This is a genomic window from Streptomyces sp. IBSNAI002, assembly GCF_052244475.1.
Lineage (GTDB): Bacteria > Actinomycetota > Actinomycetes > Streptomycetales > Streptomycetaceae > Streptomyces.
Map to the genome: position 1 here is coordinate 8,371,531 of NZ_JBQPXG010000002.1, position 26,819 is coordinate 8,398,349.

Annotated in this window: 20 protein-coding genes and 5 pseudogenes; 21 read left to right on the plus strand and 4 right to left on the minus strand. The window is 66.3% G+C overall.

The annotated features are described in order from the left end of the window. Positions 1–141: 141 nt before the first annotated feature. Together ACTVZO_RS38825 and ACTVZO_RS38830 are read left to right on the plus strand one after the other, a co-directional pair. Positions 142–660 (plus strand): hypothetical protein, encoded by a 519-nt coding sequence (locus ACTVZO_RS38825; protein WP_443302865.1) that lies wholly within the window; start codon positions 142–144, stop codon positions 658–660. A gap of 137 nt (positions 661–797) precedes the next feature. Continuing rightward, positions 798–2,204, plus strand: a complete 1,407-nt coding sequence (locus ACTVZO_RS38830) for an MFS transporter (protein ID WP_443302866.1) — start codon at positions 798–800, stop codon at positions 2,202–2,204. 81 nt (positions 2,205–2,285) lie between these two features. Here the strand turns inward: ACTVZO_RS38830 and ACTVZO_RS38835 are convergent, their stop codons facing one another. Together ACTVZO_RS38835 and ACTVZO_RS38840 are read right to left on the minus strand one after the other, a co-directional pair. After that, entirely contained in the window at positions 2,286–2,999 is a 714-nt protein-coding gene (locus ACTVZO_RS38835) for an alpha/beta fold hydrolase (RefSeq protein ID WP_443302867.1), read from the minus strand. Positions 3,000–3,134: 135 nt separating this feature from the next. Then, positions 3,135–4,406, minus strand: a complete 1,272-nt coding sequence (locus ACTVZO_RS38840; protein WP_443302868.1) for a sensor histidine kinase — start codon at positions 4,404–4,406, stop codon at positions 3,135–3,137. A gap of 225 nt (positions 4,407–4,631) precedes the next feature. Between ACTVZO_RS38840 and ACTVZO_RS38845 the strand changes: the two genes are divergently transcribed. From ACTVZO_RS38845 to ACTVZO_RS38875, 7 genes are all read left to right on the plus strand, one after another. Continuing rightward, positions 4,632–6,320 carry a hypothetical protein gene (locus ACTVZO_RS38845; protein WP_443302869.1) on the plus strand — a complete coding sequence of 563 codons (1,689 nt, stop codon included), beginning with the start codon at positions 4,632–4,634 and terminating at the stop codon, positions 6,318–6,320. Between the two features lie 33 nt (positions 6,321–6,353). Further along, positions 6,354–7,703: an IS701 family transposase gene (locus ACTVZO_RS38850; protein ID WP_443296326.1), complete on the plus strand. Its 1,350-nt coding sequence runs from the start codon at positions 6,354–6,356 to the stop codon at positions 7,701–7,703. A 40-nt stretch (positions 7,704–7,743) separates the two neighbouring features. Continuing rightward, positions 7,744–8,169: a hypothetical protein gene (locus tag ACTVZO_RS38855; RefSeq protein WP_443302870.1), complete on the plus strand. Its 426-nt coding sequence runs from the start codon at positions 7,744–7,746 to the stop codon at positions 8,167–8,169. Positions 8,170–8,422: 253 nt separating this feature from the next. Next, positions 8,423–9,193 carry an amino acid ABC transporter ATP-binding protein gene (locus ACTVZO_RS38860; protein ID WP_443303408.1) on the plus strand — a complete coding sequence of 257 codons (771 nt, stop codon included), beginning with the start codon at positions 8,423–8,425 and terminating at the stop codon, positions 9,191–9,193. A gap of 124 nt (positions 9,194–9,317) precedes the next feature. Then, on the plus strand, positions 9,318–10,169 hold the full coding sequence (locus tag ACTVZO_RS38865; RefSeq protein ID WP_443302871.1) for a glutamate ABC transporter substrate-binding protein: 852 nt from the start codon (positions 9,318–9,320) through the stop codon (positions 10,167–10,169). Positions 10,170–10,247: 78 nt separating this feature from the next. Beyond that, entirely contained in the window at positions 10,248–10,922 is a 675-nt protein-coding gene (locus tag ACTVZO_RS38870) for an amino acid ABC transporter permease (protein WP_443302872.1), read from the plus strand. Continuing rightward, positions 10,919–11,824, plus strand: coding sequence for an amino acid ABC transporter permease (locus ACTVZO_RS38875; RefSeq protein ID WP_443302873.1), 906 nt, complete (start codon positions 10,919–10,921; stop codon positions 11,822–11,824). The genes ACTVZO_RS38870 and ACTVZO_RS38875 overlap by 4 nt, the downstream gene beginning before the upstream one ends. A gap of 252 nt (positions 11,825–12,076) precedes the next feature. On the opposite strand, the gene ACTVZO_RS38880 is transcribed toward ACTVZO_RS38875, so the two are convergent. Both ACTVZO_RS38880 and ACTVZO_RS38885 read right to left on the minus strand, forming a co-directional pair. Further along, entirely contained in the window at positions 12,077–13,843 is a 1,767-nt protein-coding gene (locus ACTVZO_RS38880; RefSeq protein WP_443302874.1) for an IS1634 family transposase, read from the minus strand. 255 nt (positions 13,844–14,098) lie between these two features. Beyond that, positions 14,099–14,347 (minus strand): annotated as a pseudogene (locus ACTVZO_RS38885) (DUF6444 domain-containing protein); the annotation flags it as partial. A gap of 87 nt (positions 14,348–14,434) precedes the next feature. Between ACTVZO_RS38885 and ACTVZO_RS38890 the strand changes: the two are divergent. The 12 genes and pseudogenes from ACTVZO_RS38890 to ACTVZO_RS38945 all read left to right on the plus strand — a co-directional run. Further along, positions 14,435–15,111: pseudogene (locus ACTVZO_RS38890) on the plus strand (IS3 family transposase); the annotation flags it as partial. Positions 15,112–15,178: 67 nt separating this feature from the next. Then, positions 15,179–16,498, plus strand: coding sequence for an IS30 family transposase (locus ACTVZO_RS38895; protein ID WP_443302875.1), 1,320 nt, complete (start codon positions 15,179–15,181; stop codon positions 16,496–16,498). 18 nt (positions 16,499–16,516) lie between these two features. Beyond that, positions 16,517–16,816, plus strand: a complete 300-nt coding sequence (locus ACTVZO_RS38900; protein WP_443296350.1) for a transposase — start codon at positions 16,517–16,519, stop codon at positions 16,814–16,816. Further along, positions 16,792–17,742: an IS3 family transposase gene (locus tag ACTVZO_RS38905; protein ID WP_443302876.1), complete on the plus strand. Its 951-nt coding sequence runs from the start codon at positions 16,792–16,794 to the stop codon at positions 17,740–17,742. The genes ACTVZO_RS38900 and ACTVZO_RS38905 overlap by 25 nt, the downstream gene beginning before the upstream one ends. Positions 17,743–17,774: 32 nt before the next feature. Then, positions 17,775–17,927, plus strand: a pseudogene (locus tag ACTVZO_RS38910) (transposase); the annotation flags it as partial. Positions 17,928–18,045: 118 nt separating this feature from the next. Continuing rightward, positions 18,046–19,602 carry an IS1380 family transposase gene (locus ACTVZO_RS38915; RefSeq protein ID WP_443302877.1) on the plus strand — a complete coding sequence of 519 codons (1,557 nt, stop codon included), beginning with the start codon at positions 18,046–18,048 and terminating at the stop codon, positions 19,600–19,602. Positions 19,603–19,828: 226 nt separating this feature from the next. Beyond that, complete coding sequence (locus ACTVZO_RS38920) at positions 19,829–21,124, plus strand: ISAs1 family transposase (protein WP_443302878.1); 1,296 nt, start codon at positions 19,829–19,831, stop codon at positions 21,122–21,124. Positions 21,125–21,297: 173 nt separating this feature from the next. Next, positions 21,298–21,855: a hypothetical protein gene (locus tag ACTVZO_RS38925; RefSeq protein ID WP_443302879.1), complete on the plus strand. Its 558-nt coding sequence runs from the start codon at positions 21,298–21,300 to the stop codon at positions 21,853–21,855. Positions 21,856–21,941: 86 nt separating this feature from the next. Then, positions 21,942–23,750 carry a hypothetical protein gene (locus ACTVZO_RS38930; protein ID WP_443302880.1) on the plus strand — a complete coding sequence of 603 codons (1,809 nt, stop codon included), beginning with the start codon at positions 21,942–21,944 and terminating at the stop codon, positions 23,748–23,750. 696 nt (positions 23,751–24,446) lie between these two features. Then, positions 24,447–25,535: an ISAs1 family transposase gene (locus tag ACTVZO_RS38935; protein ID WP_443302881.1), complete on the plus strand. Its 1,089-nt coding sequence runs from the start codon at positions 24,447–24,449 to the stop codon at positions 25,533–25,535. Positions 25,536–25,563: 28 nt separating this feature from the next. Further along, positions 25,564–25,882, plus strand: a pseudogene (locus tag ACTVZO_RS38940) (IS5/IS1182 family transposase); the annotation flags it as partial. A 126-nt stretch (positions 25,883–26,008) separates the two neighbouring features. Next, positions 26,009–26,696: pseudogene (locus tag ACTVZO_RS38945) on the plus strand (IS256 family transposase); the annotation flags it as partial. Between the last annotated feature and the right edge of the window lie 123 nt (positions 26,697–26,819).

The window sequence follows — 26,819 nt, forward strand, 5'->3', positions numbered from 1 at the left end:
CCCCTCCGACCTGACGCGGCCTCCTCCGCCGGGCCGGAACCGTGTGCGCGGGGGGCCGCGGAGACCGGCCCCCCGCGCGCGCCGCGGTCGCCGTGACCCTCGCCCGGCCGCCCATGGGACGCAGTACCGGAGCAGGAGCACGTGCAGTTCGAACCCACCCCGCAAGAACGCTATCCCGACGCCTACTTCGCACCCGAGTGCGATCCGTCCCTGCGCTGGAGAGGGCTGTCCGCCCTGCTCGCGCACCTGCGGGACGGGCCGGCCGCAGAGGCGGTCGACGCCTGCCGCACGGGCAGGGGGATCGACTACTGGAATCTGGGCACCCGCACCCGGCGGGCCATCGAAGAGGCGCACCGCATCCGCTTCCTCAGCGTGTGCTTCCCCTACCCGGCCCTGCACCGCCTGGCGACGGTGCTCTGCGGGGCCCCGCTGGGCACCGACCGGGACCGGCTCGTCACGTCGGTGGCCGCCAGTACCGACGAACGGCTGTCGGCGGGCGAACTCGCGGTCCTGCGCGGCCTGGCGGGATTCCAGGTGCCTTCTGACAACGGGCCGTGGGCGGGCGCGCCCATGGAGGTCCTCGACCGGCTCTGCGAACTCTTCTTCGCGGAGCCCCCCGCCCGTATGCGCACGGGGCGAGGTCCCGCCCGCGCGTCCTGACGCCGGCGCCGTCCCCCGGCGTCGCCGCGGTCCGGCCCCACACCGGTCCGGCGCCGGCGGAAGACGCTGCCGCCATCCGGGTAACTCCTCCGTCCGGCGGGCCGCGTCCCGGCGTCGTGCACGCCTAGCATGCGGTCATGGAGTCCGGAGCGGGAACGCCTGCCCAACGTCCCGTGGGCACCCCCGCCGCCGAGCGGCGGCTCGCCCCGCTGTTCGCGGTCTGCGTGGGCTATTTCATGGTCATCCTGGACGTGACGGCCATCAATGTCGCCGTCCCCGTCATCGGGCGGGACTTCGACGCCTCCCTCACCGCGGTCCAATGGGTGACCAACGGTTACACCCTCGCCTTCGCAGCCCTCCTGCTGACCGGGGGCGCCCTCGGGGACCGGCTCGGCCACCGCCGCGTCTTCTGCACCGGGATCGTGGTGTTCAGCGTGGCCTCGGCGGCCTGCGGCCTCGCTCCGGGCGTCGTCTTCCTGACCGGCGCCCGGATCCTGGAGGGGGCGGGCGCCGCCCTCATCGTGCCCGGCTCGCTGGCCCTGCTTCAGGAGGCCTACCGTTCGCCCGCCGACCGCTCCCGTGCCTTCGGCCTCTGGGGCTCCATGGCCGGCATCGCGGCCTCGGCCGGGCCGCTCCTCGGTGGCCTGCTCGTCAACACCCTGGGATGGCGCTGGGTCTTCTTCGTCAACGTGCCCGTCGGAGTCGTCTGCATCGTGCTCGTGCTGCGCCACGTCCCGGCCTCGGCACGTCGGATCGGCCGTTCGCTGGACTGGCCCGCCCAGATCGCGCTGGTCGCGGTGGTCACCCTGCTGACCACCGCGCTGAACGAGGCCGGCCGGCTCGGCTGGACCGCCCCCCTGGTCCTGGCCTCGGCGGGCCTTTGCCTGCTGGCATGCGCCCTCTTCGTCCTTCGCGAGCATCTGGCGCGCAGTCCCGTGCTGCCGCTCTCCCTGCTGACCAGGCGCCCCGTGGCCGGCGGCGCCGCCATCGGCATGCTGTTCAACTTCGCCTTCTACGGGATGGTCTTCACCGCGAGCCTGTACTTCCAGCACGCGAGGGGCATGAGCGCGCTGCGCACCGGCCTCGCGCTGTTCCCCGCCGTGGCGATGTCGATGTTCGCCTCGGCCCTGTCGGGGCGCCTGGCCCGTCGCACCGGGCACCGCCCCCTGGTCATCACCGGGATGCTGACGGGCGCCGCCGGCCTCGCCGGGTGGGCCGCCGCCGGACAGGACCCGGCGTACGTGCTGCTCATCGCGCCGATGATGGCCGCGGGGTTCGGTACGTCCTTCGCCCTGACCGGGGCGACGGCGACCGTGATGTCGGCGGCACCCGACACCCACGCCGGAACCGCCTCCGCGCTGTTCAACACCACCCGCCAGATCGGCAGCGCGGCGGGCGTGGCCCTCGGCGGTTCCCTCCTGGCGTCGTCCACGGACTTCACCGAGGGAGTGCGGCTGAGCCTCGGCATCGGAGCCGCCGCCTATCTGCTCGCCGCACTGCTGGCCGTCCTGTGCGTTCCGCGAGCGCCCCTGACCGCCGGGTGAACGGGTACCGGCCGGGGCCCGTGCGGGTCCCGGCCGGTCGGCGAGCGGCGCCGGGCACCGCTCACCGTGTACGCCCGCTCCCTATGCGACGGCCTTGGCCGCCGTGAGGATCAGGTCGGCCACCTCGTCCGGGCGGGAGACGGCCACCGCGTGCGAGGCGTCCACTTCGACGGTGAAGGCGCCCGCCCGCCGGGCCAGGTAGCGCTGCGCCTCGGCCGGTATGGCCCGGTCCTGCGTGGCGACCAGATACCAGGAGGGGATGTCCTTCCAGGCGGCACCCGCGCTCCTGTCGGACAGGCTCGCGGCTTCCACCGGCCGCTGCACGGCTGCCAGCACGGCGGCAGTCGCGGGATCGACGTCCGCGGCGAAGACGTGCCTGAAGGCCTCCGGCTTGATGAACAGGTCGACGCCCGCGCCACCGCTCTCCGGCCCGTAGGGGACCGGGTCCAGGGCCTCGGGCAGGTCGCTCCCCGGGAACAGGCCCAGGACGTCGTTCGCGCTCTCGAACACGTCCGGAGCGATGGCGGCGACGTAGACGAGCCCCTTCACGTGGTCGAGGCCCTCGGCCGCATTGGTGATCACCTCACCGCCGTAGGAGTGCCCGACCAGTACCACGGGGCCCTCGATCGTGTTGAGGTACCCCGCCAGGTAGCACGAGTCCTGGGCCAGGCCACGCAGCGGGTTCGGGGGCGCGGTCACCTCGTAGCCGGCGTCCTGCAGGTTGCGGATCACACCGCTCCAGCTGGACGCGTCGGCGAACGCTCCGTGGACGAGGACAATCTTGGGGTTGGTCATTCCTTCATTCCTTACTAGGTGGGCGCCGAGCCTTTCACCCGGTCCCCCCGCCGCCCTCCTGCCTCCGGACCGGACAAGGCACGACGCACGGCCGCCGAAAGGACTAGGAGGAGCCGACGGCGACCGTCCCCGTGCCTACGATGCCGGGACGGGCAGCTCGATGACCGCCGCCGTCCCGTGAGGCTCGATGTTCTCGAGGGAGAAGCGCCCGCCCATGCCCTCCACGCGCACCCGCTGGGACGACACCCCGATGTGTCCCTCCGACGCCCTGGCCGCCAGCACCCCCGGCGCGATGCCCGAGCCGTCGTCGGTGACCGCGAGCCGCGCCCGCGCGGCGGTCACGTCCAACCGCACCACGACCCGCTTCGCCCCCGCGTGCTTGACGATGTTGGAGAGGAACTCACCGGCGGCACGGAAGATCAACTCGTCGATCGGGGTGGGCCCCGCGATGTCGCACGCCAGGTCCAGCTCGAACCCGCCGCGAGCCGAGCCCTCCTCGAACATGGACCGCAGAGCCCGCTCGAGTCCTGCCAGCTCGACCTGGTCGGGATGGAGCTCGGTGACCGAGTAGCGGAGCTGCCTGGCCGCGTCCGCGAGCGCGGATTCCAGTCGCGTCACGTGGCCGGAGATGTCCTCGTCCGGTTCGGCCTGGCTGATCTCCTCGGCGTCGAGCTTGGCGGCCAGAACGCTCTGCAGGGCTCCGTCGTGGAGCACCTCCGAGATCTTGCGCCGCTCGTCCTCCTCCAGCGAGATCACCTGTCCCAGCAGCACCGATCGTTGCTGCACGAGTGCGGCGATGGTCCTGACCCTGGAGCGTTGGAAGAAGGAGAAGATCACGCAGCACAGGGACGACATCGCGATGAAGGCGGCGTGGGTGATCAGGTACACCCAGTCGGGCGCGGGCGCGGCCGCCACCGCCGCGGAGATGTAGACCGCGACCGAGGCGACGCCGGAGAAGGCCGTGACGTACGGATAGAGCTGGAACGCGGCGAGGATGGGCACGAGGAAGTAGAGGTCGTCGAAGAGGGTGATGTAGTTCGACGTGTCCTTGGGGAATCCGCCGGAGAGCGTCAGCACCGTCGTGATCACGACCAGGTCGAGGATCACCGGCACGAGTGCGGCGGCGAACGGGGTGACCCGGTCCCATTGCAGCACCAGAGGCAGAACGTTCAGCGCCGCGTAGCACCACATGATCGTGTAGCAGAGGAGAGGGTGCTCACGGGGCGGGAAGACCGTGATGTTCATGATGAACAGCACGGTGGTGATGAAGATCCGGACCACGCTGTTGATCCGCAGGGCCAGCCAGGCGTGATCCCGCATGGCGGAGGACACCGACGCCCCGGGCAGGCTGCCGGCCCGCCTGAAGGACGGCCGGGCGAACCGGATGGACTGACCGTCGCTCCCCATACGAGCCTCCCGGGTCGGCCAGCCCATTATCGCCCGCCCCACCCGCGCGCGCCTCTGCGGGAGGGCCGCACCGGGCAGCCCGGGGGCGGAACCGCGCACCACTGCGTGGAGGGGCAGCGGATCAGGCACACGGTGATGCCGGAGGCGAGGCCCGTTCGGTACTGGCCCGTCAGGAAGTCGACGGTAATCATCGGTCTACAAGTCTCACCCATACAAGGATTTCACATGGAAACCACTGCCACTGCCCCTGCCTGGATCGGCTATATTCCGCTTCCCGCGGGGGAACCGGGCAAGACCGCCGATGTCGTACTGCAGAGCGCCTGGAGCGCTCTCTTCAGTTCATGGATCTCTCACCAGGAATCCACGGGAGCGCTGTCGCCAGCCGTCAAGGAGGCCGCGGATAAGGTTCGCGATGAGTACCATCGATTCGAAACCATACGCAAGACATCTGCCTCCGATCTGGATTCGTCTGATCGGATTCTGCTCGAGGTCTACCCCGGTCTCGTTGAGCAGGTCACTCGCCATCTGCCGGAATTTATGGGAGCTGTGGAGCAGGCGCGCCCGTTCCTTGAGAAGTCTCCAGCCGGGCGCATGGTCGACAATCGTGCACCTGTGCGGAAGCAGGTGCGGATGCACATGAACGAGTACAAGACCGCGCAGGCCTATATCTCGCACTACAGCAGGCTGGCGGATCTTCTCTACATTCCCGAGGAGATCAACACCGGAACTCGCGAGTCTGGTTATGCGATCAAAGAGGGGGAGCGGAAGAAATTTGGAAGTCTGGGTAAGGCGGCTGCGGAGCTGAAATCGCTCACGGAGAGGGCCAAGGAGGACCTGTCTCCGTTGTACCGAGCGGGTGATCCCACGGCTAAGGGTCCTTTTGTCTGGTCTGTATTCGAGGTCATGTCGAAGGACGAGCGGAATCAGCTTCCGCAGCAGCTCCAGGAATGGTATACCTCACTTGAGGGCTACATGCCTGGGTTCCTTGACAAGGCCGCTGCAATCCATCTCGACTACGAAAAGCTGGTGATCAAGATCGCGGCTGGCCAGGTTGAGAAGGCGCTGGCTGAGGTTGATCCCAATTATGCGGCTGCTGTGCTTGCCCTCCGCGGCCTGGCCGCAGCGACCGGCATTGCCGCAGCGACCGCTGCTCCTGCCATCGGGCCCCTGTCACTGTTGATCGGTGCTGGCGCCGCAGGCATCTCACGCAGTGCGGATACGTTGTCGAAAAAGAGGACGAAGAGGGCGGTGACGAAGAGCGTAAACCTGAGGGAAAACGGTCTTGCGGGTAAGGTTGTGAAGGACAACAAGCTGGTGAAGAGGAGCAAAGTAGCCAGCAATGCCTTGGCTAAGATCGAAGAAGTCGCGGATCAAGTTACGACGCAGGTGACCGCAGCGGACGCTATGACCGGAGGTGTCGCCGGAAGCGCTGTCAATGCAGTTATGGATGGGATCGGCCTCGGTACGAGTACGCTTGTCGGAACTGTTGGAATGGCGTATGACCTGAGCAATGCGGCGACAGGTTCACGGATTGCCCAGAAGTTCCCGGAGCACGTTGAAGAAAAGGTTCGGCGCAGTTCCAAGGCCTCGGCCAAGGAGAGGCGACTTTCCATGTACGACCGTTCCCGGCTGATGCAGGAAAGCGTGGATGTGCTTGCGCGTGTTCTGAGTAATGCGCAAATGGTTTCCGCAAGATCGTTCGATTCGATCTCCCTTGAGATGGGCGGGGAGAAAGTTGCCGGCTGTACGTTCGGTGCGCTGATGGACGCGGTCGATCCGGACTCTGGAACCAAGGGTAAAAAGTACTTCAAATTCACCAGCTACAACGTGTTCTGCGAGGAGTCTGACACGGCAGCTGTAGTTCTTGATCGCTGTTGCGTCGGTGCTGGTCAGCGGTGGTGGGGGTGCTTGTAGGCATGGGTGCGGCCACCATGATCATGGCGGTTTGTGAAGACTCGACAGGATCAGGTGGCCGTGGAAGCCACGGTAGCCGAGCTGGCATGGGCGACGGTGCTTGGGGCGGCGTGCGGGCAGATCGCGGACTGCTTCGAGCGCCCGGGGCCGCGTGCTCTGGCCGGGGAGATGTGCGAGGCGCTGCTCATGGAGCTGGACACCCGCAACTGCTGGACCCTGGCCGAGGCGCTGGGGCACCGTGGTCCCCATCGGCTGCAGCACTTCCTGTCCCGCGCGATGGTCGACCATGACACCGCCCGGGACCGGATCGCAGCCTGGACAGCAGGTGAACTCGCTGCCCCGGACGCGGTGTTGATCGTGGACGAGACCGGCGATGAGAAGTCCTCCACCGACTGCGTCGGGGCAGCCCACCAGTACTCCGGGGCCCTCGGCGGCATCGGTCTGTGCCAGGTCGCCGTCCACCTCACCTACGCAAGCCGGCACGGACACGCCCCCATCGACCGGACCTTGTACTTCAGCAGGGAGTGGACCGCGGACGAGGAACGCCGGCTGCTCACCCATGTCCCCGACGACCTCGCCTTCGCCACCAAGCCCCAGCTCGCCGCCGACATGCTCACCCGCGCCCGGGGCCTGGGCATACCGGCCCGGTGGCTGGCCGGCGACGAGGTCTACGGCAGTCGCGAACTGCGACTTACTGCCCGCGCCCTCGGTTTCGACTATGCCCTCGCCGTCCGCTGCGACCACCGAGTGGACACAGCCATCGGCCGCATGAGCGTCACCGACCTGGCCACCCGCGTCCCGAGGAAGAACTGGATGCGCCTACGCACCGGCCAAGGCCTGAAAGGCGACCGCCACTACGACTGGGCCATGCTCGACATCCACCCCGACGACACCCCCGACGACCAAGAGCCGGGGCGCTCCTTTGTGCTCGTGCGCCGCCACCGCTATACCCGCGAGCTCTCCTTCTACCGCTGCCACTCGGCCCGCCCCGTCACCCTGGCCGATCTTGTGGACGTGGTGTGCTGCCGATGGCGAGTGGAAGAAGACTTCCAGCTCGCCAAGGGCATCTGCGGCCTCGACCAGGGCCAGACCACCTGCTGGAACTCCTGGATGCGCTGGACCCTGATCAGCATGCTCGCCACCGCCGTCCTCGCGATCACCCGCGCCCGCACCACTGTGAACGCAGCCGGAACCACAGACACCAAACTCGTCCCGGCCAGCGCCCGCGAACTCCTGCGCCTACTACGGATCACCGCGCTGCCCCAGCCCCGCCGCGATCGCGACCACCTGCTGCACTGGTCCACCTGGCGCCGTCACCATCAGTTCCAGGCAGCCGAGGCCCACCGTCGCTGGAACAACATCACAGCCGCCGAAACGACGTGACCAGCGACGATGACCCAACGATCACGGAACTACAGCTGCCGTGTCTGATGGAGGAGTATGGAAGTACGGGAAGAGGCATGTAGAGGAGGTCACTTGGAGATGTTCTGGAGAAGGCAAGTTCGTGGAAGTTGTCGAAGTCAAGACGAAACTGAATAAGGAATTGGTAGAAGCCTACAAGCTTCAGGAGGTCGCCGCCATGATAAAGGCGCCGGTGGAGGGTTCTGAGGTACGGGCTTCCTGGATTGATGGGCAGACGAACTACACCTGGCCCCCGGAGGCGTGGACGCCTGAGAGCAACGCGGATCAGGCCGTCTCCTGCATACGGTTCGACAACCAGATCCTGACGCTGCTCATGGTGCCTGAGGGCAACCCGAACGGGGCCATCTGGGTGACCGGGCTCGCCTTGGACGGTGCGGGCCTGGTTGACACGACCCACGCCAAGGTGGCCGCCGTCCAGAATCATTGACGGTGATCCGGAGTTTCCGCTGTAGAGGCGGGAGACCTTCCTGATGGAACGAGAGCCCTGGCCGAGTGCCAGGGCTCTCGGCGTGCCGGCCACCGAAGGCACTAGTCCCTTTCGGCGCCCAGGGATCCCCGAAAGGACGGACCTGGCACGTTAAGCTCAATTTAACCTCAGCCCTGATGACTTACCGGCAATCCGCTCTTAGTGTCCTGTTTCCCAAGTAGGACGGAGCGAACAAGCCATGAACGTAGTGGCAATGACCAGAGGTGATCAGGGCGCGGTTCCCGACACCGAAGGCCTGGTTGTTCTGAGGAACGTGAACAAGCATTACGGTGCCCTGCACGTCCTCAAGGACATCGATCTCAGCATCGCCCGGGGTGAAGTCGTCGTCGTGATCGGGCCGTCCGGTTCGGGAAAGTCGACGCTCTGCCGGACCATCAACCGGCTGGAGACGGTGGATTCCGGGACGATCGCGATCGACGGAAACGCCCTGCCGGCAGAAGGCAGGGAACTCGCCCGGCTCCGCTCGGACGTGGGCATGGTCTTCCAGTCCTTCAACCTCTTCGCGCACAAGACCGTGCTGGAAAACGTGATGCTAGGCCAGATCAAGGTCCGCGGCACGAAGAAGGCGAAGGCGGAGCGCAAGGCGCGAGCCCTGCTCGACAGGGTCGGCGTCGGATCGCAATCGGCCAAGTACCCAGCTCAGTTGTCGGGTGGCCAGCAGCAGCGAGTGGCGATCGCCCGCGCGCTGGCCATGGATCCCAAGGTCATGCTCTTCGACGAGCCGACCTCGGCGCTCGACCCGGAAATGATCAACGAGGTGCTGGAGACCATGCAGCAGCTCGCCCGCGAAGGAATGACGATGGTGGTCGTCACCCACGAGATGGGCTTCGCCCGCTCGGCGGCCGACCGTGTCGTGTTCATGGCCGACGGGCGGATCCTCGAAGAGGCCACGCCCCAGCAGTTCTTCAGTGCCCCGCGCAACGACCGCGCCAGGGACTTCCTCTCCAAGATCCTCAAGCACTGAACACCCGTTTCTGCGGATCTGCTGAAGCCTGCCCATATATTTCCGGCGCCCGCCGGGTTTTCCCCTCACCCCCGCTTCGGGGTTTCCTCTCATCCTCATTTTTCTTTACGAAGAGAGCCCTGCCGTGAAGTTTTCGAAGGCCGGATCGGCCGCCGCAGTCATCGCCGTCCTCACTCTGACCGCAACCGCCTGTGGCGGTGGCGAAGACGAGAAGTCCCCTTCCGCGTCTCCCGCGGGGAACGGCGGCAAGAAGATCGCCGTCGGCATCAAGTTCGACCAGCCCGGCCTCGCCCTGAAGAAGCCCGACGGGACGTACGCGGGATTCGACGTCGACGTCGCCCGGTACGTGGCGAAGGAGCTCGGATACGGGCCGGACCAGATCGAGTTCAAGAAGGCGCCGAGCGCGCAGCGCGAACAGCTGATCAAGAACGGTGACGTGAAGTTCATCGTCGCCAGCTACTCCATCAACGACAAGCGCAAGCAGGAGGTCGACTTCGCCGGCCCCTACTTCCTGGCCCACCAGGACCTGCTCGTCCGCGCCGGCGACACCTCGATCACCAAACCCGAGGACCTCAACAGCAAGAAGCTCTGTTCGGTCACCGGATCCACCTCGGCGCAGAACGTGAAGGACAAGCTGGCCCCCAAGGCCGACCTCCAGGAGTTCGGCACCTACTCCGAGTGTCTCACCGGCCTCGAGAACAAGGTCGTCGATGCCCTCACCACCGACGATTCCATCCTCGCCGGGTACGCCGCCCAGCCGGAGCACCAGGGCAAGTTCAAGCTCGCGGGGCTGTCGATGAGCGACGAGCGGTACGGCATCGGCCTGAAGAAGGGCGACACCGACCTCCAGACCAAGATCAACGCGGCGCTGAAGAAGATGGTCCAGGACGGATCCTGGGACCGCGCGGTCCAGGCCAACTTCGGCCCGGCCGGCTACAAGAACGCACCTGCCCCGCAGGTCACCGAAGGCAGCTGATTCCGTGACGGGGCGCGCCGCCGGCCAGCCGCCGACGGCGCGCCCAGTTCACCCTCCTCGGGAGCGCAGGGCAACAACGTGTTCGACTTTCTCAACAATCCGCAGTACGACGTGCTCGGAGCATTCTGGGTGACCGTACAGCTCACCCTCTGGTCCGCCGCCGGATCCCTCGTGTGGGGCGTCCTGCTGGCCGGGATGCGGGTCAGCCCGGTCCCTCTGATGCGGTCCTTCGGCACCGCCTACGTCAACCTCGTCCGCAACACCCCGCTGACGCTGCTCATCATCGGCTGCTCGCTGGGGCTGTCGCAGACCCTCGGCATCACCCTGGGCGGGGGCACGTTCAAGGACATCGGCTTCAGACTCGCGGTCCTCGGCCTCATCGCCTACACGGGCACCTTCGTGTGCGAGGCGCTGCGTTCCGGCATCAACACGGTCCCGGCCGGCCAGGCGGAGGCCGCGCGCGCACTGGGCCTGACCTTCTTCCAGGTGCTGTCGCTCATCGTGCTGCCGCAGGCGTTCCGTGCGGTCGTCGCGCCGCTCACCAACGTCCTGATCGCGCTCACCAAGAACACCACGGTGGCCGCCGCGATCGGCGTGGCGGAGGCCTCGCTCCTCATGAAGGAAATGATCGAGAACGAAGCCGACGCGCTGTTCGCGGTGTTCGCCGTGTTCGCCCTCGGGTTCATCGTGCTCACCCTGCCGACCGGCCTGCTCCTGGGCCGGGTGGCCAATCGAATGGCGGTGAAGCGATGAGCTCCGTCCTTTACGACACGCCCGGCCCCCGGGCCAGACGCCGCAACCTCCTCTACACGGCGGTCTTCCTGCTGGTCTTCGCCGGCGCGCTGGCCTGGGTCCTGAAGGCCATGGCCGACAAGGGCCAGCTCGCGAGCGAGAAGTGGACCCCGTTCGTCACCGACGGCGACGTATGGACCACCTTCCTCCTGCCCGGCCTGGCCGAGACGCTGAAGGCGGCGGCCGTGGCCATCGTCATCGCCCTTCCGCTCGGTGCCCTGCTCGGCATCGGCAGGCTCTCCGACCATGCCTGGGTACGCGTTCCGGTCGGTGCCGTGGTGGAGTTCTTCCGCTCCATCCCGGTCCTGATGCTCATGCTGTTCGGATTCGCGCTCCTCGTGCGCTTCACCGACGTCAGCTCCGACCTCCGTCCCTTCTACGCGGTCGTGGCGGGCCTGGTCCTGTACAACGCGTCGGTCATCGCGGAGGTCGTGAGGGCGGGCATCCACTCCCTGCCCAGCGGTCAGACCGACGCGGCCAAGGCGATCGGCATGCGCAAGGGCCAGAGCATGCGCTACGTACTGCTGCCGCAGGCGGTGACGGTCATGCTGCCCGCTCTGGTCAGCCAGCTGGTGGTGATCCTCAAGGACACCGCCCTCGGCGGCGCCCTCCTCGGCGTCGAGGACCTGCTGTCCGCCTACCAGACGATCCCGGCGAACTACGGCGCGAACACCATCGCCGCCCTGGTCGTCATCGCAGCGATCTACATCGCCGTCAACTTCCTGCTCACCGCCCTCGCCGCCCGGCTGGAACGCCGACTGCGCGCGTCGAAGCGGACTCCCGAGCCCGACGGTGACGTGACCCCGGAGGAGTGTGCGCTGCTGGCCGGCCCGCCACCCTCCGGAATACCAGCGGGGCGCTGACCCAGCCCCGCTCCCCCCGGCAGCCGCCGTCCGCACCCTCCGGACGGCGGCTGCCGCCGCTTTTCGGGTGACGGTGGCGGCCTTGAGCCGGCGGATCTCGTCCCGGCCGTGGCCGTCGGTACAGGTCTTGTCCAACTGGCCTGCGTTCCGCATAATTCAGCGTGGCTAGAGGCTTGATTGTGGGTCTGAGCTGGGGAAACGTGCCTGAGCATGCCGGTGAGGCGTTTCTCTAGGCGGGGGTATCGCTGCTGGTCAGCGGGGTGTGGTGCTGGCCTCGATGATCTTCTTCGGGGTGGGGATGCGGAGCTTGGCCAGGAGGTCGCGTTGCGCCTTGGTGGGGTCGGTGAGCTGGCGGAAGGTGCCGGCGGGGCCGGTGAAGGTGCCCAGGTGGAGCCGGTCGAGTTCGCGGCGGATGGTGGGCCAGGTCGTCTCGGTGGTGGTCTCGGCGATGCGGATCAGCAGCAGGGCGAGCCAGCACAGGATGACGTGGGCACGGATGCGTTCTTCGAGGCGGTGGTAGACCGGGCGGAGGTCGAGGATCTGCTTCATGTCGCGCCAGCCGCGCTCGACTTCCAGGAGCTGCTTGTAGCCCAGCGCGATGTCCTCGGCCGAGAGTTTCGGGTCGCTGCAGCGCAGGAGGTACTTGCCGTCCAGGTTGGCCTCGGCCTTGGCCTTGGTGGCATCGATGCGGAGTTTGCCGGCCGGGGTGGTCCGCAGATAGCGGTTCAGGCCGGGCTTCGCGGCGATTCTCCCGCGCAGTTCGCCGCGTTTGTAGTCCGAGAGTGCGTCGCTGTCTTCGATCAGCTCGGTGAGCTGGGCGGTCAGCTGGGTACGGATCGCTGCGTCCCGGGTGGCGGCTTCGGGGTTGTGGCAGATCACGAAGCGTTCGTTCTCGGAGACCTTCACTTCCTTGACGCGCATGTTGTGTGAGATGTCCTGGTATCGGCCCTGCCGGGAGAGGGCGGCCTTGATCTCGGGCGAGTTGGAGCGGAGCTTCTCGCCGATGATGTAGTGGTGGTCGCCCGAGCGGAGGTAGCGGCGGTTGGCCGCGGAGGCGAAGCCCCGGTCGGCGACCCACACGATCTTGGACAGGGTCCAGTCCCGCATCTCGTCCTTGACCTGGCGTATCAACGCGGAATCGCCGGTGTTGCCCGGCCAGCACCACACCCGCACCGGGATCCCGTCACGTGTGACCGCCATCCCGATCACGATCTGCGGCAGGTCGTCGCGGGAGTCCTTCGACTTCCCCCAGGTCCGGAACCCTCCCATGCTCACGCCGTCGCCGTCGCCGTCGCCGTCGCCGTCGCCGTCGCCGTCGCTGTCGCCGTCGCCGTCGCCGGTTTCGGGGAGGGGGAGGCCGTTTTCGTCGCGGGCGACGGGCAGGTCGGCGTCCTCGAGTTCGAAGTAGGTGCTGGTGGTGTCGAAGAACAGCAGGTCGACTTCGAGGTTGAGCAAGTGGGCAGCCGCATCGAAGACCTGCTGTTCCAGCTTCTCGCGTATCTGGTGCAGCCAGTCCATCGCCCGGTAGCAGGCGTCGTCGTCGACGGGGTCCAGGCCGTCAATGTGCACGTCGTGGTTGACCCACTCGGCAGCGGCCAGTTTCGAGGACGGTGCCAGGGCCCTGTTCGCGACCAGCGCGAACAGGGCGCGCTCGGTGGCCTCAACATTCCGCGGACGGCCTCGCCCCCGGGTGCCCAGCGCGGCCACGATGCGAGGGAGTTCCAGCCGCTGCCACAGCTGGTCCAGGAGATACGCGCCGCCGAAGGGGCGGGACTCGACGAAGTCCAGCTCCGTGTTCGCCTCGGCGGTCGCCGCCAGTGCGGCAGCCGGATCCAGCAGCCTGGACAGTGAGCCGACCAGGCGGCGCACCGCGTCGGTGTCCAGCTGGTCCTCACGGCCGAAGCCGTACAGCAGCTTGGGCACCGACCGCCCCGCCGCTGCGTCCCACGTGTTGTGGGCCAGGTGCAGGTAGCGGACCGTGCCGCTCTTGGTCTTCCGACTCGTCGTCTTCACATACATCGCTCTAGACCATACACGCCTGAGTCATGCCGTTAATGGGCAGTCGGGCCAAAGCGTTTCTCTAGGCGTTTCTAGCCCGCTCGGCACCACCGAGGCTGCTGACCAGGCACTTCACCTCATCAGACCCTCTAGACCGCCCGAATTACGCGGAACGCAGGCCATACCCAGCATCGCCCTGCAGCCCGTACAGGCCGCCGGAACATGGTCCTCGACCACATCGGGCTTCTCTGCCATCGACAGCCCACCGCCGTCGGCACCCGGCTGACGTCCCCGCTTACGCCCGCCCTTGATCTGCGGCTTCTTCACCGGACGGCCGAAGGTGTCCGAGGACGGCGGCATCGAGGAGTTCGACGAGTTGCGTCCCAAGCGGCGCTCCAGCTCCGCCACCCGCGCCGTCAACCGCTCATTCGCCGCGGCCAACTCCTCGTTCTGCTGCTGGAGCAGCCCGATCAGCGGGAGGAGATCCTCACGCGACGCAGATTCCCACCCCGACAACATGACCATGGATCTTGCCGCACCCACCCACGTCCTGTCACATCGTCAGACAGGGAACCCAAGCACGACCTCGCCACCACCTACTGAATGCTTACGATGCAGAAGCTCGCCACCGAGCGCGACATTCTCCGCAAGGCGACGAAGTTTTTCGCACAAGAGATGACCTGGTGACCAACCGCTTCCAGTTCATCGAGGACCACCGCCGCGGCTTCGGCGTGAAGCGGTTGTGCCAGGTGCTGGAGGTCGCCCGCTCCAGCTTCTACAAGTGGCGGGCCGGCCGCGGGGCCCGGGCCGCGCGTGAGCGGGCCGACGTGGCACTGGCTGAGCGGATCAGGGCCGTGCACGACGAGTGGGACGGCACCTACGGCCGCCCGAGGATCACCGCCGAGCTGCGCGAGGACGGCGAGCATGTGAACCACAAGCGTGTCGGGCGGGTGATGCGCAAGTTCGGTATCGCCGGGCTGCGGCTGCGCAAGCGCCAGGTCACCACGGTGCCCGAGCCGTCCGCCACCCCGGTGCCGGACCTGTTCGGGCGCGACTTCACCGCGAGCGCGCCGAACACGAAGTATGTCGGCGACATCACGTACCTGCCGGTGGGCGACGGCGAGTTCCTGTATCTGGCGACGGTGATCGACTGCTTCTCGCGCCGGCTGGTGGGCTGGTCGATCGCCGACCACATGCGTACCTCGCTGGTCACCGACGCGCTCAGGGCAGCCGCCCATGTCCGCGGCAGCCTGGCCGGCGCCGCCTTCCACAGCGATCACGGAGCCCAGGGCGGATTCAACTGGTCGTTGCAACACCTCGTCCTCGGAGGTGTTGATGGGCAGGCCAGCAGGGTGGATGGCGGCGTTGACCGGGCGGTCGCCGATGAAGTCCCCGGGTGCGCCGGCACTTCGGCGGGAAGTAGAACGTCAGTTCTGGCGGGAGATTGCGAAGGGACTGCTCCCGGAGGAGGCGGCAGCTGCGGTCGGCGTATCCCAAGCGGCAGGGGGAAGGTGGTTCCGCCACGGTGGCGGCATGCCACCAATGGATCTTGCTCCGCAGTCCGGCCGGTACCTGTCCTTTCACGAGCGTGAAGAGATCGCGATCCTGAAAGCGCAGGGCATCGGGGTCCGGGAGACCGCACGGCGTCTTGGCCGAGATCCTTCGACGGTGTCCCGGGAGCTGCGGCGCAATGCCGCGACTCGTGGCGGCCGACTCGACTACCGGGCTTCGGTCGCGCAGTGGAAGGCCGATCTGGTGGCCCGGCGCCCGAAGACCGCGAAACTGACCGCGAACGACCGGTTGCGGGACTACGTCCAGGAAAGACTTTCCGGCCAGGTCAGCCGTCCGGATGGGACGGTGCTGGGGCCGGAGGGCCCGCGGTGGAAGGGCCGGAACAAGCCGCACCGCGGCGACCGCCGGTGGGTCATGGCGTGGAGTCCGGAGCAGATCGCGAACCGGCTGAAGGTCGACTTCCCCGATGATGGGTCCATGAGGATCAGCCATGAGGCGATCTACCAGGCCCTTTTCATCGAAGGCCGGGGAGAGCTCAAGCGCGAGCTCGTCGCCTGCCTGCGCACCGGCAGGGCCCTGCGGGTGCCCCGAGCCCGATCCAAGCGGAAGGCGTCGGCCCACGTCACGCCCGAGGTGTTGATCAGTGAACGGCCGGCCGAGGCCGACGACCGGGCCGTCCCGGGGCACTGGGAGGGCGATCTTCTGATCGGACTGGAGCGATCGGCGATCGGCACGCTAGTCGAGCGCACCACCCGCTTCACGGTGCTCGTCCACCTGCCCCGCGAGGACGGCTACGGCACGGTTCCCCGGGCCAAGAACGGGCCACCGCTGGCTGGCTACGGGGCGGTGACGATGAAGAACGCGCTGACGGCAACGGTCGCCACCCTGACCGAACAACTGTGGAGATCGCTGACCTGGGACCGCGGCAAGGAACTATCGGCACACGCCCAGTTCACGATCGAGACCGGCATCCCGGTCTACTTCGCCGACCCGCACAGCCCCTGGCAGCGCGGCACCAACGAGAACACGAACGGCCTACTGCGCCAATACTTCCCGAAGGGAACCGACCTTTCCCGATGGGCGGCTGAGGATGTCGAGGCGGTCGCTGCCACACTCAACAGCCGGCCCCGCAAGTGTGCTTCCCCTCGTAGCGTGGAGTCGTGACCCGATAAGGAGTTGAGGGTGGGGAAGCGACGTAGCTACGACGCGGAGTTCCGTGAGGGGGCCGTGCGGATCGTGCTGGAGACGGGCAAGCCGGCTGCGGAGGTCGCGCGGGATCTGGGTGTGCACGAGGGCACGCTGCAGACCTGGGTGAGCCGGGCCCGCGGGGCCGCGGAGACGGGTACCGGCCCTCTGGAGGAATCCGAGCGGGAGGAACTGGCCCGGCTCCGGGCGGAGAATCAGCGGTTGCGCAAGGAGACCGTCGAGCTCGGGATGGAGCGTGATGTCCTCAAGCGATGCATGGTCCTGTGGGTGAAGTAGCTGATTGGGACCCGGCGGTACTCGTCGGGGTGATCAGCGACTGCAGGACCGAGGAGAAGATCCCGCACACCGTGGCCTGCCGCGCGCTCGGTGTGTCACCGGCCTGGTACTACAAATGGCGTGGCAGGCCTGCAAATTTGACGAAGCGTGAGGTCAGACGGGCCGCGCTGACCGAGAGGATCAAGCACTTCTTCGACGCGTCGGGTCGGACCTACGGCTCGCCCAGGATCACGCTTGACCTGTGGGCCGAGGGCTGGCAAGTGTCCGTGAACACGGTCGCCGAGATCATGTCCGAGGAGGGCTGGTACGGCCGCGAACCGAAAAGGCGCAAGGGCCTGACTCGCCAGGGCAAGCGGAAAGCAGTCCGCGACCTGGTCGGACGGCACTTCGACGCGATCGCTCCCGACGTGCTCTGGGTGGGTGACATGACCGAGATCGACACCGGCGAGGGCAAGCTCTACCTGGCCACCGTCATCGACCTGTTCTCCCGCCGCTGCCTCGGATACGCCATGGACGCCCGCCACGACGCCGCCCTGGTCAGCGCGTCCCTGCAGATGGCCGCCGCGACCCGCGGCAGCGACGTGGACGGAGTGATCTTCCACTCCGACAGGGGCAGCGAATACGCCTCCGCCGCCTACAACAGCCTGTGCGACCGACTCGGCGTGGTCCAGTCCATGGGCCGCGTGGGGTCCTGTTTCGACAACGCCGCCGCCGAGGCGTTCAACTCCACCGTCAAGACCGAGTACATCCACCGGCACCGGTTCACCACCCGCGCCGAAGCCCGGATCAAGATCGCCACGTGGATCGCCGACTTCTACAACACCAGACGCCGACACACCCGTGCCGGCGGACTTCCACCCGTGGAGTTCGAACAGAAGATCAGCCAGCAACGCAGCCAAGCCCACCAGAGGGCCGAAGCCGCATAGAAGAGGACTCTACGTTTCCAGGGGATTGACACGAGCGAGACCGCGACGCCGTGATCGCCGCGGTCACTCTTCCGTACAGCAACGGCCCCACCGAAGGCGTCAACACCAAAACCAAGCGGATGGCCCGCCAAATGCACGGACGAGCAGGCTTCACCTTGCTCCGCCATCGCATCCTCCTCGGCTAACCCTGGGTATTCAGCGGAATTGGATGATCTGACGTCCCGGTAGCAGAAAGGTGCCGCTGGCCTGCAAGGATGCGAGTGTCTAGGTCGTATCCGATGCGAGAGTCAGGGCACCAATCTGGTGAGCGAGCTTACAGGGTGGGACCGGCGGCTGTCCGTGGTCGCCGACGGCAAGGGGCTGGTCGGGTATGCCGGGGCGGTGCTGCTGCGTCGGCTGGCCGACCGTGCTGGGTTGACGGCCGCGTTGGCGGGCGTGCTGCCCGCCGGGGCCGGAAACGGCTGGCGGGACCGCGCGGTCGTGGTCGTGCAGCTCGCCGTAGCGATCACGCTGGGGGCGGCGAACTTGTCGGACGCCGAGCAGTTGCAGGCCCATCACCAGGGCCTGTTCGGGCCGGCGGTGTCGGACTCGACGACCCGCCGGACACTTCAGGCGATGGACGCCGACGTCCTGGCGAAGATCGCTCGGGCGCGGGCTCAGGTGCGCCGGGGTGTGTGGTCGCTGCTGCACCTGCGGCCGGGCGGATTCCCGTGGCTGACGATCGCCGGGAAGCAACTGCACCGCTGGGTGGTGATCGACATGGACGCCACGATCATCACGGCAGTGTCGAAGAAGCAGGGCGCTACGGCGACCTGGAAGAAGACGTTCGGGTTTCATCCCCTGGCCGCGTGGTGCGCGAATACCGGCGAGTGTCTGGCGATGCTGCTGCGCGCGGGCAACGCCGGCTCAAACACGGTCGCCGACCACCTGCGGGTGCTGGGCGAGGCGCTCGCCCAAGTCCCCGGAGCCTTGATGGCGAAGATCCTGGTGCGCGTGGACGGTGCCGGCGCCACTCATGGCCTGCACGAACACCTGCGGGACCTGAACACGATGCGGCGCACGGTCCGCTTCACCACCGGCTGGACCGTCACCGACGAGGACGAGAAGGCCATCGCCCGCCTGCCCGAGAGAGCCTGGGAGACCTCGCTGAAGCAGGACGGCAGTCTCCAGGAAGGCTACTGCGTCGCCGAGCTGACCGGGCTGAACCGCCGGGAGGGCTGGATCAAGGGGATGCGGCTGATCGTCCGCCGGGTCAAGCCGTCCGGCCGGCACACGAAGGACCTCACCGCGTTCGAGAAGGAGACCGGCTGGAAGTACTCGATCACCGCCACCAACATCAACAAGATGACCCGGATCCCAGGCTCCCATCAGATCCAATGGCTGGACGTCCTGCACCGCCACCACGCCGTCGTCGAGGACCACGTGCGGACGAACAAGGCAATGGGGCTGCACAACCTGCCGTCGAAGTCCTGGACGATCAACACCGCATGGATGCTGACCGCGAACCTCGCCGCCGACCTGGATGCCTGGCTCCGCCTGCTCACCCTGCACGATCAGGAGGGCCTGGCCGACGCCGAGCCCGACACCATGCGCTTCCGCCTCTACCACCTCCCGGCCCGCCTCGCGAAGCACGCCCGCAGCCGATGGCTGCGGATCGACCGCTCCTGGCCCTGGGCCGGCGCGTTCGTCCGGCCTGGCAGAGGCTCTCCGCCCTTCCAGCGGTCACCTGACCACCCCATCCCGCCCCGACAAGGACCAGGAAGGAGAACAACCCGCAGCACTCCGGGCCCGTGGAACCCGGAGCCCCCGCAGCGTCACGCGAAGACCCCGCCCGACACCCACGGGAACAAAACGGGGTGAACCGACCACCTCACGAAGTAGCGATCACCGCTGACGGATCGAGGTCAGCGCTGCAACGCAGCACGATCAACACAACTATGAATTAGTTCTGCCCCCAGGGCCCCGGCGTTTGCCTGAATCGCCCCGACCTAGGGGTTTTTGATCATGTTGGCGTGCCCCGGAAACAGGCGAACACGGCGCCGGTGGATCATGGAGTTCTCTCCGCTTCAAGATCCACGAGGGTGCCGTGTTCGTTCCTCCATCATCCACTGCCACCGCTCCTGCTTCTCCGGCACCCCGCCTGGAAGCCCTCGGCTCGGGTGACACGCGGGACCAAGTCCGCAGCCTGGTAGCCCAGTTCGAGTCGGTCGCCGATCCTCGCGGGGCGTGTGGGGTGCGGTATCGAGTCTCGTCGCTGCTGGCCCTGGTGGTCTGCGCGATGACCCCGGCGGGCCATGACTCCATCACCGCGGCAGCGGAGTGGTGCAGACGCGCTGCCCCCGAGGAGCTGGCCGCCTTTGGCCTGCCCTACCACCCATTGCTCGGCCGGTACCGGATCCCGAGCGAGAAGACGTTGCGCACCGTCCTGGGGTGCCTGGATCCCGGCGAGGTCGGCGCGGCCGGCTACGACCACCTGCGGCCTCTGCTGTCCACCCGGCCCTGCCCGCCGGGGCCGCTCATGCCCGACGGTGGCATCGAGCGGGAGCAGCGCCGTGCCCACGGGGCGGCCGCCCGCGCCGAACCGGTGCGCTCCCGGCGCCGGGCCATCGCGGTGGACGGCAAATGCCTGCGCGGCGCGAAACGCCCGGACGGCAGTCGGGTCTTCGTACTCTCCGCCGTCCGGCACGGCGACGGCATCACTCTGGCCTCCCGCGAGATCGGCGCGAAGACCAACGAAATACCCGAGTTCGCACCCCTGCTTGACCAGATCGACGACGCCGATCTGGCCGGGGCCGTCGTCACCGCCGATGCCCTCCACGCCCAACGCGACCACGCCGCCTACCTGCACGAACGCGGCGCCCACTACCTGCTGACCATCAAGAACAACCAACGCGGGCAAGCTCGCCAACTCCACGCGCTGCCCTGGAAGAAGATCCCCGTCATCCACCGCGACGACGCCCAGGGCTACGGCCGCCACGAACAACGCCTCGTACAGGTCGTCACCGTGGGCGGCCTGCTCTTCCCCCACGCGGCCCAGGCCCTGCGCATCCAGCGCCGACGGCGCCTCTACGGGGCGAAGAAGTGGTCCACCGAGACCGTCTACGCCATCACCGACCTGCCCGCCGAAGAGGCCAGCGCCGCCGAAATCGCTTCATGGGCTCGCGGACACTGGACCGTGGAGAACACCGTTCACTGGTGTCGAGATGTCACCTTCAACGAAGACAAATCCCAGGTCAGGACCCACAACACACCCTCAGTCCTCGCCACCGTCCGCGACCTGATCCGCAGCGCGCTCAAGCTCGCCGGATACGTCAACACCGCCGCCGGCCGCCGAGCCCACACCGAACGCACCCTCGTCCTCGCCCTCTACGGCATCACATGATCAAACCGGACGATCCAGGCAAACGCCGGGGCCCTGGTTCTGCCCCCGTCACTGCCCGTTCGCTACACCTGCGCGTGTAAGGGGCGGTGCTGTACTGACCCAACGAGATACCCGCCGGCCAGCAATGGGTCCGGCACGGCAGCGAACCATGATCACGACGGAAAGAGCCTCAAATGCAGATACTGAACCTGGTTACCGATGACAGCATCTCAGTTTCAGAAGACGGAACCGCAGTTCACGGCGGTTGCGAGATCCATCTCCGCCAGGGCAGCGGGCCGACCCTGCCAGTCAAGCGAGACAATGAGGGATGGTACTGGGTCGATTGCGGCGGAATCAAATACCTCGCCATAGGCGCGACGTATCTTGACAGGAATTCCCCTATCTACCTGGCGCAGGATACTCAGGAGCCTTCCGTCTTTTGCATCTATGCTGATGTGGATGGAGCAGATCTGGATCTGATCCCCACTAAGGCAAATCCAGGGGGCAATCGTGGCGCGGAGGGCGAGGAGCTGAATTCATATCAACTCCTCGAAGCTCTTCGTGCAGATCCAGAATTTATGCAGTTCGCGCAGACGATTGGGATGCTCGAAAAGACCGACGGCAACCTCTCGTCCGAGCAGTGTATTTGGCTGGTGCAGGTCTTGGAAACGTTGCCGGCATGCGATGGGCAAGAGCCCTTTGCCGTCAAGAAGGTGGCAGGGGAGAAAGGGTACCTGGAGGCGCGTGCGTAAGGCTAGAAACTGCCACTCGGCGCATCTGAGCCCGGGTTCAGCCCGGGATGTAATACCCGCATAGTCAACAACAAATAGGAGAAAAAATGGAAATCCCCACCGAGCCCACCCAGGTACTTTTTCAGGGAGTGGGCGGCGTCAAGAGCCTGATTCCGGAAGACCGCCCGGTCGAAGTGATTGGCTCTATAACTACCGACCCCTTCGGTAACGGATGCTACGTCACCCGAGCCAAAGACCTGAGCGGTAGCGATAATATACAGATCAAATTCACGTATGTTAAGAATCGGGTCTCCGCCCTCTCGAGCAACCCATTTTTCGCTGCCGCCATGAGCGCGAAGTATCTCAAGTACAAGGCGGAAAAAGAGTACCTGATAGCCACTTACGGCCGAGAGAACAGTGCCGTAGCCGAGATCCTCAAATCCAGGACGAAGCTTGTAAAGTCAAGGCTTCAAATACCGATGGTGCTGAATATTGACCTTACGAATTTCAAACGCATATACAAGGATCACTGGGATCTCTACGTGCAAGATGAATTTGCCAGGGCAACCGCCGCACGGAAAAATGGTGATGAATACGCCCCCATTCCGATCGGTAAGGAATCCTTGCTATCCAACTACCTACAGGTGGGCGCCTGGAAAGCGTATCTGGGTGGCGGTGAACTTTACAATGCCAATGCGGAACAGTTCAAAGTAACCGTCTCGGTACTGCCTGGCGACCATATCGGGGATCGCACAGGCCGCCAGGTGAGGGTCAGCCTGCATATCTTCTCGCCCGGCAACAAACTGTTCCCGGACAAGATCGAGGAAAACATCGATCTGGACTTCGAGGTCTGGGCCGGCGGAAACTGGAATTATGCGGTCAGCACTGACCCGAAGATGAAGGCACTGGTCGAGAAGCGCATTCTCGAACGCCATCCGAAGGTTGATCCTAAGCCGCAGCAGGCTACGGCGACTGGAAACGGCTACGCACTCCCCGATGACCTGAACAAGATTATCGAGAATCCAGAAATCGCTTTCGCTCCAATTCTTGAGGCCATTCTGAAAAGGGATAATGACGCGGCAGAAAGCATGCTGGCCACGGTGCAGGTGCTCCTCTCGACCAAGACGGATGGTGACTATCCCGCGCGCAAAAACTTCATCCACTATCTTAATAGCAAGGGGAAAAATCCGATCAAGTTGGATACCCCGGATGCTGAACTGTTCCAGGCTGTGCGCGATGTCTTTGGGGAGGTCATCGCCCCCTCGGTAAATGAATTGCTCTACCTTGTATTTGAAGGGAAAAGCAAGAAGAAAGAGGCCGCGAAGGCGCTCAAGGAAGCGCAAAAGCATGGGCTCCTCCCGAAGGAAATGCTCGAGCTGCAGCGGGTGCTAGGAGTCGCACTAACGGAAATGCATCATAATAGGCCTTTCCAGTTCAAGGAAGGCATCGACAAGGTGTCAGAACTGTTCGAGTTTATTTGCGAGCAGCAGAAAGCGTGGCGGGAAAAAGACCTCACAATTCGGCTGGCGGTGGACAAGCGGAAGAATAACCCGAAGTCACCTGCAAAGACCAAGGCTGAGGCGTCAATTCCCGAGACTGGGTCGTCAGTTCCTGAGACTCGCAAGGCTCCGACTGTCCGAACGGTCCTCGGAATGATCAGCGCGTGTATTCATGAGGGCCGGGTCGATGACGCACTAGAGATCGTCGATGCATATAGGAGAACGGTTCGCTTGAAGGCAGCAGGGCCGACCCTCTTGAGGCTGATTGGTAATTCTGGAATTGTCGTCGATGGCCATCAAGAGGCCCGTCAAGCCTTCGCCGATGCTCTCGCGCGGGAGGACGGCAAGGAAAACGCGCAACTGATTGATGACATGATGAATTACATCGCGCAGCACATTGCCCCCGGCGGTGAATAGGCGCTCCTTGAAACAGGGCTGAAGCGTTCTCGTCTGGCGAGATGAGTGGTTGGCCCTGGTTGTGGGTGTTCGGCCTGATGGGGGCTGGTGGACGCACGAAGGACGCGACCTCTGATGATCAAGGTGTCGAAGCCATTGATCGTTCAGGGGTCGCGTCCGCATGCCATTTTCCATGGTCGAAGTCCTGTCCTGCCACCGTGCCCGTGTAGCGGACCTGCCGGCCGTCGGGTCCGAGGAGCTGGGCGATCTTGCCGAGGTGCTGGAGACCTTGCCGGATCCGCGTCGGCGGCAGGGGCGCCGGTATCGCGGGTCTTCGAAGTTAAGCGGTGCGGCATGGCCATGCCGATTCGATGGGTCGTCGATAGGGTGGCGGTCGGGCCAGTCATAGCACCGGCGACGCACCATGTCGGCGGCCCGCCCAGCAGATGACATGGACACGCACACCGCTCAACTTCGAAGACCCGGTATCGCCTCGGCGCGCTGCTGGCCCTGTGCCAGGGCTGATTCAAAGTCTCGGTGGTCTTATGAACCCGCAGGTCACAGCAGTGTGGCGGCTCGTCGGAACATCCTCCCGGCATGCAACGAAGCTCCGACGATCAAGGTGACCTCCCAGTCGCCCGAACCGCCGGAGCTTCGATGTGCCGTCAGTCTGGCATGCCTTGTCTGGCCAAGTCGCCGACCCCTGTTCAGCGTTCGATGCCGGACCTCGCCGCGAGGCTCGCGGTCCTGCCCGACCCTCGTGACCGCCGAGGCCGGCGGCACAGCCTGGTGTCGGTGCTGCTGACCGCGTGTGCGGCGGTGCTCACCGGCGCGAAGTCGTTCACCGCCGTCGGCCAGTGGGCCGCCGCCGCGCCTCAGGACGCCCTGGCACGGCTCGGTGCCCGCACGGCCACCGCCTTCAGCATCCGGATACCGCCGTCCACCGCGACCCTGCGCCGCATGATCAACGCTGTGTGTCCCGGCGGGCTCGCGGACCTGCTCGGTGCCACCCCGGCCGGCCCTACGACCGTGGCGGTCGACGGCAAGACCGCCCGAGGCTCGCGCACCGACACCGGTACTGCCGTGCATCTTCTCTCCGCGCTGTCCGGCGACGGGCAGGTGATCTCCCAGCTCCCGGTCCCGGACAAGACCACCGAGGTCACCGCGTTCGCCCCGCTGCTGGACCCCTTCGACCTGACCGGCGAGGTCATCACCGCGGACGCTCTGCACACCACCCGCGACCAGGCCCGGTACATCGTCCAGGACAAGAGGGCGCACTACTTCCTGGTGGTCAAGGCCAACCAGCCGACGCTGCGGGCGGTACTGAAATCACTGCCGTGGAAGCAGTGCCGCCAGGTCTCCTACGATCGCACCCGCGGCCACGGACGCAAAGAGACCCGATCGGTGCGGGCACTGACCATCACCGACCTCGATCTGGGCTACCCGTTCGCGGTCCAGGCCGTGAAACTACTCCGGCACCGCACCGACCTCAAGACCGGGAAGGTCACCCGCCAGACGGTCTACGCGGTCACCGACATGCCCTCCCACCAGGCCCGCCCCACCCGCCTCAACACGATCGCCAGATCCCAGTGGGGCATCGAGGCAGTCCACCACGTCCGGGACGTCACCTTCGCCGAGGACGCCTCGAAGATCCGCTCCGGGCATGGGCCGACGAACATGGCGACCATCCGGAGCCTCGCCATCAACACCTTGCGCTCAGCGGGACACCGCAGCATCGCCGCCGCCCTGCGGGAGGTCTCCTACACCCCCTTCACCCGCCCCCTCGACCTGCTGAAACTCCCCTGACCTGCGACGATACCGGCACCATCGGACTTTGAATCAGCCCTGGGAGGCTTCGTTGGTCCCGTATTCGGCCACGCTCGACGTCCCGTGCCCGCTCGTGGAGCACGTCACCTGGCTCAACTACCATCGCCGGCGCCTGGTGAAGCCGCCCTGGCGCAAGCTCGGTTGTTTCAAGCAGGCCTTGCTCAACCTCGCCCAAGAACGAGACGTTCGCCCAGGTGGGAGCGGGGGCCGGCGTGCCGCAGGCGACGGCCTGGCGGTACGTCGACAAGACCCTCGCCGTCCTCGCCACATGGGCGCCGGGCCTGCACGAGGCCCTTGTCGGTCTGGGGGAGGATGACTTCTTCATCAGGGAGTAACAGGCTGTGACGATCATGCGGGTGGATGAGCAGGACGAGGGGCGGGAGCTGGAGGGCAGTCAGGCGGCGGCCGGGCGGTTAACGCGGGTGTCGTCGCCGGAGGCGATCGATGCTCTGATGTGGGACGCCAAGGAGTCCGGGATGGGCCTGGACGGGGCCGGGGGGCTGCTGGGGCAGATGATGAAGGCCGTGCTGGAGCGGGCTCTGCAGGTCGAGACGGCCGATCATCTGGGCTACGAGGCAGGGGACCGGGCCGGTCGTGGGTCGGGCAACCATCGCAATGGTGTGCATCCGAAGACGGTGACCACGACGGCGGGGCCGGTCACGGTGGACGTGCCGCGCGACCGCCGTGGCGACTTCGAGCCGGTGATCGTGCCCAAGGGCCGGCGGAGGCTGGGGCAGGTCGACGAGATGATCCTGTCCCCGTACGCGCGGGGCATGTCGACCCGGACATCACCGCCCACCTGGCCGAGGTCTACGGAGCCACGGTGTCCCCGGCGCTCATCTCGAAGGTCACCGATGTGATCACCGACGAGGTCCAGGCGTGGCATAACCGGCCCGTCGACGAAACGTACCCGGTTCTGTACGTCGACGCGGTGCGGGTGAGGATCCGCGACGGCGGACACGTGGTCAACAAGGCCGCGCACCTGGTCATCGGCGTGGACGTGGACGGGATCAAGAACTCCTGGGCATGGACAACGAGGGCGCCGAATTCCGGCTCCACATCCCGACCCAGCTGAAAAACCGAGGCCTGCGCGACGCCCTGATCGTGTGCTGCGACGGGCTCAAGGGCGTCTTGCGGAGCACGCTTCGCGCAATGGGCGATCGGTGCGAAGGAGCAGGCGCCCACTACGACCGTCGAGCAGGTCAACAGCACAGGGAAGGGCCTGTGCCGCCCCCCGATCGGGGGAGGGGGAGCGCCCGCCCG

Bases quoted from the DNA above. Each gene is read 5' to 3' on its own strand.
- ACTVZO_RS38830 (WP_443302866.1), top strand. From the start codon at position 798: ATGGAGTCCGGAGCGGGAACGCCTGCCCAACGTCCCGTGGGCACCCCC.
- ACTVZO_RS38835 (WP_443302867.1), bottom strand. From the start codon at position 2,999: ATGACCAACCCCAAGATTGTCCTCGTCCACGGAGCGTTCGCCGACGCG.
- ACTVZO_RS38840 (WP_443302868.1), bottom strand. From the start codon at position 4,406: ATGGGGAGCGACGGTCAGTCCATCCGGTTCGCCCGGCCGTCCTTCAGG.
- ACTVZO_RS38845 (WP_443302869.1), top strand. From the start codon at position 4,632: ATGGAAACCACTGCCACTGCCCCTGCCTGGATCGGCTATATTCCGCTT.
- ACTVZO_RS38860 (WP_443303408.1), top strand. From the start codon at position 8,423: ATGACCAGAGGTGATCAGGGCGCGGTTCCCGACACCGAAGGCCTGGTT.
- ACTVZO_RS38875 (WP_443302873.1), top strand. From the start codon at position 10,919: ATGAGCTCCGTCCTTTACGACACGCCCGGCCCCCGGGCCAGACGCCGC.
- ACTVZO_RS38880 (WP_443302874.1), bottom strand. From the start codon at position 13,843: ATGTATGTGAAGACGACGAGTCGGAAGACCAAGAGCGGCACGGTCCGC.
- ACTVZO_RS38895 (WP_443302875.1), top strand. From the start codon at position 15,179: ATGGCGGCGTTGACCGGGCGGTCGCCGATGAAGTCCCCGGGTGCGCCG.
- ACTVZO_RS38905 (WP_443302876.1), top strand. From the start codon at position 16,792: ATGCATGGTCCTGTGGGTGAAGTAGCTGATTGGGACCCGGCGGTACTC.
- ACTVZO_RS38925 (WP_443302879.1), top strand. From the start codon at position 21,298: ATGCAGATACTGAACCTGGTTACCGATGACAGCATCTCAGTTTCAGAA.
- ACTVZO_RS38930 (WP_443302880.1), top strand. From the start codon at position 21,942: ATGGAAATCCCCACCGAGCCCACCCAGGTACTTTTTCAGGGAGTGGGC.
- ACTVZO_RS38935 (WP_443302881.1), top strand. From the start codon at position 24,447: ATGCCGGACCTCGCCGCGAGGCTCGCGGTCCTGCCCGACCCTCGTGAC.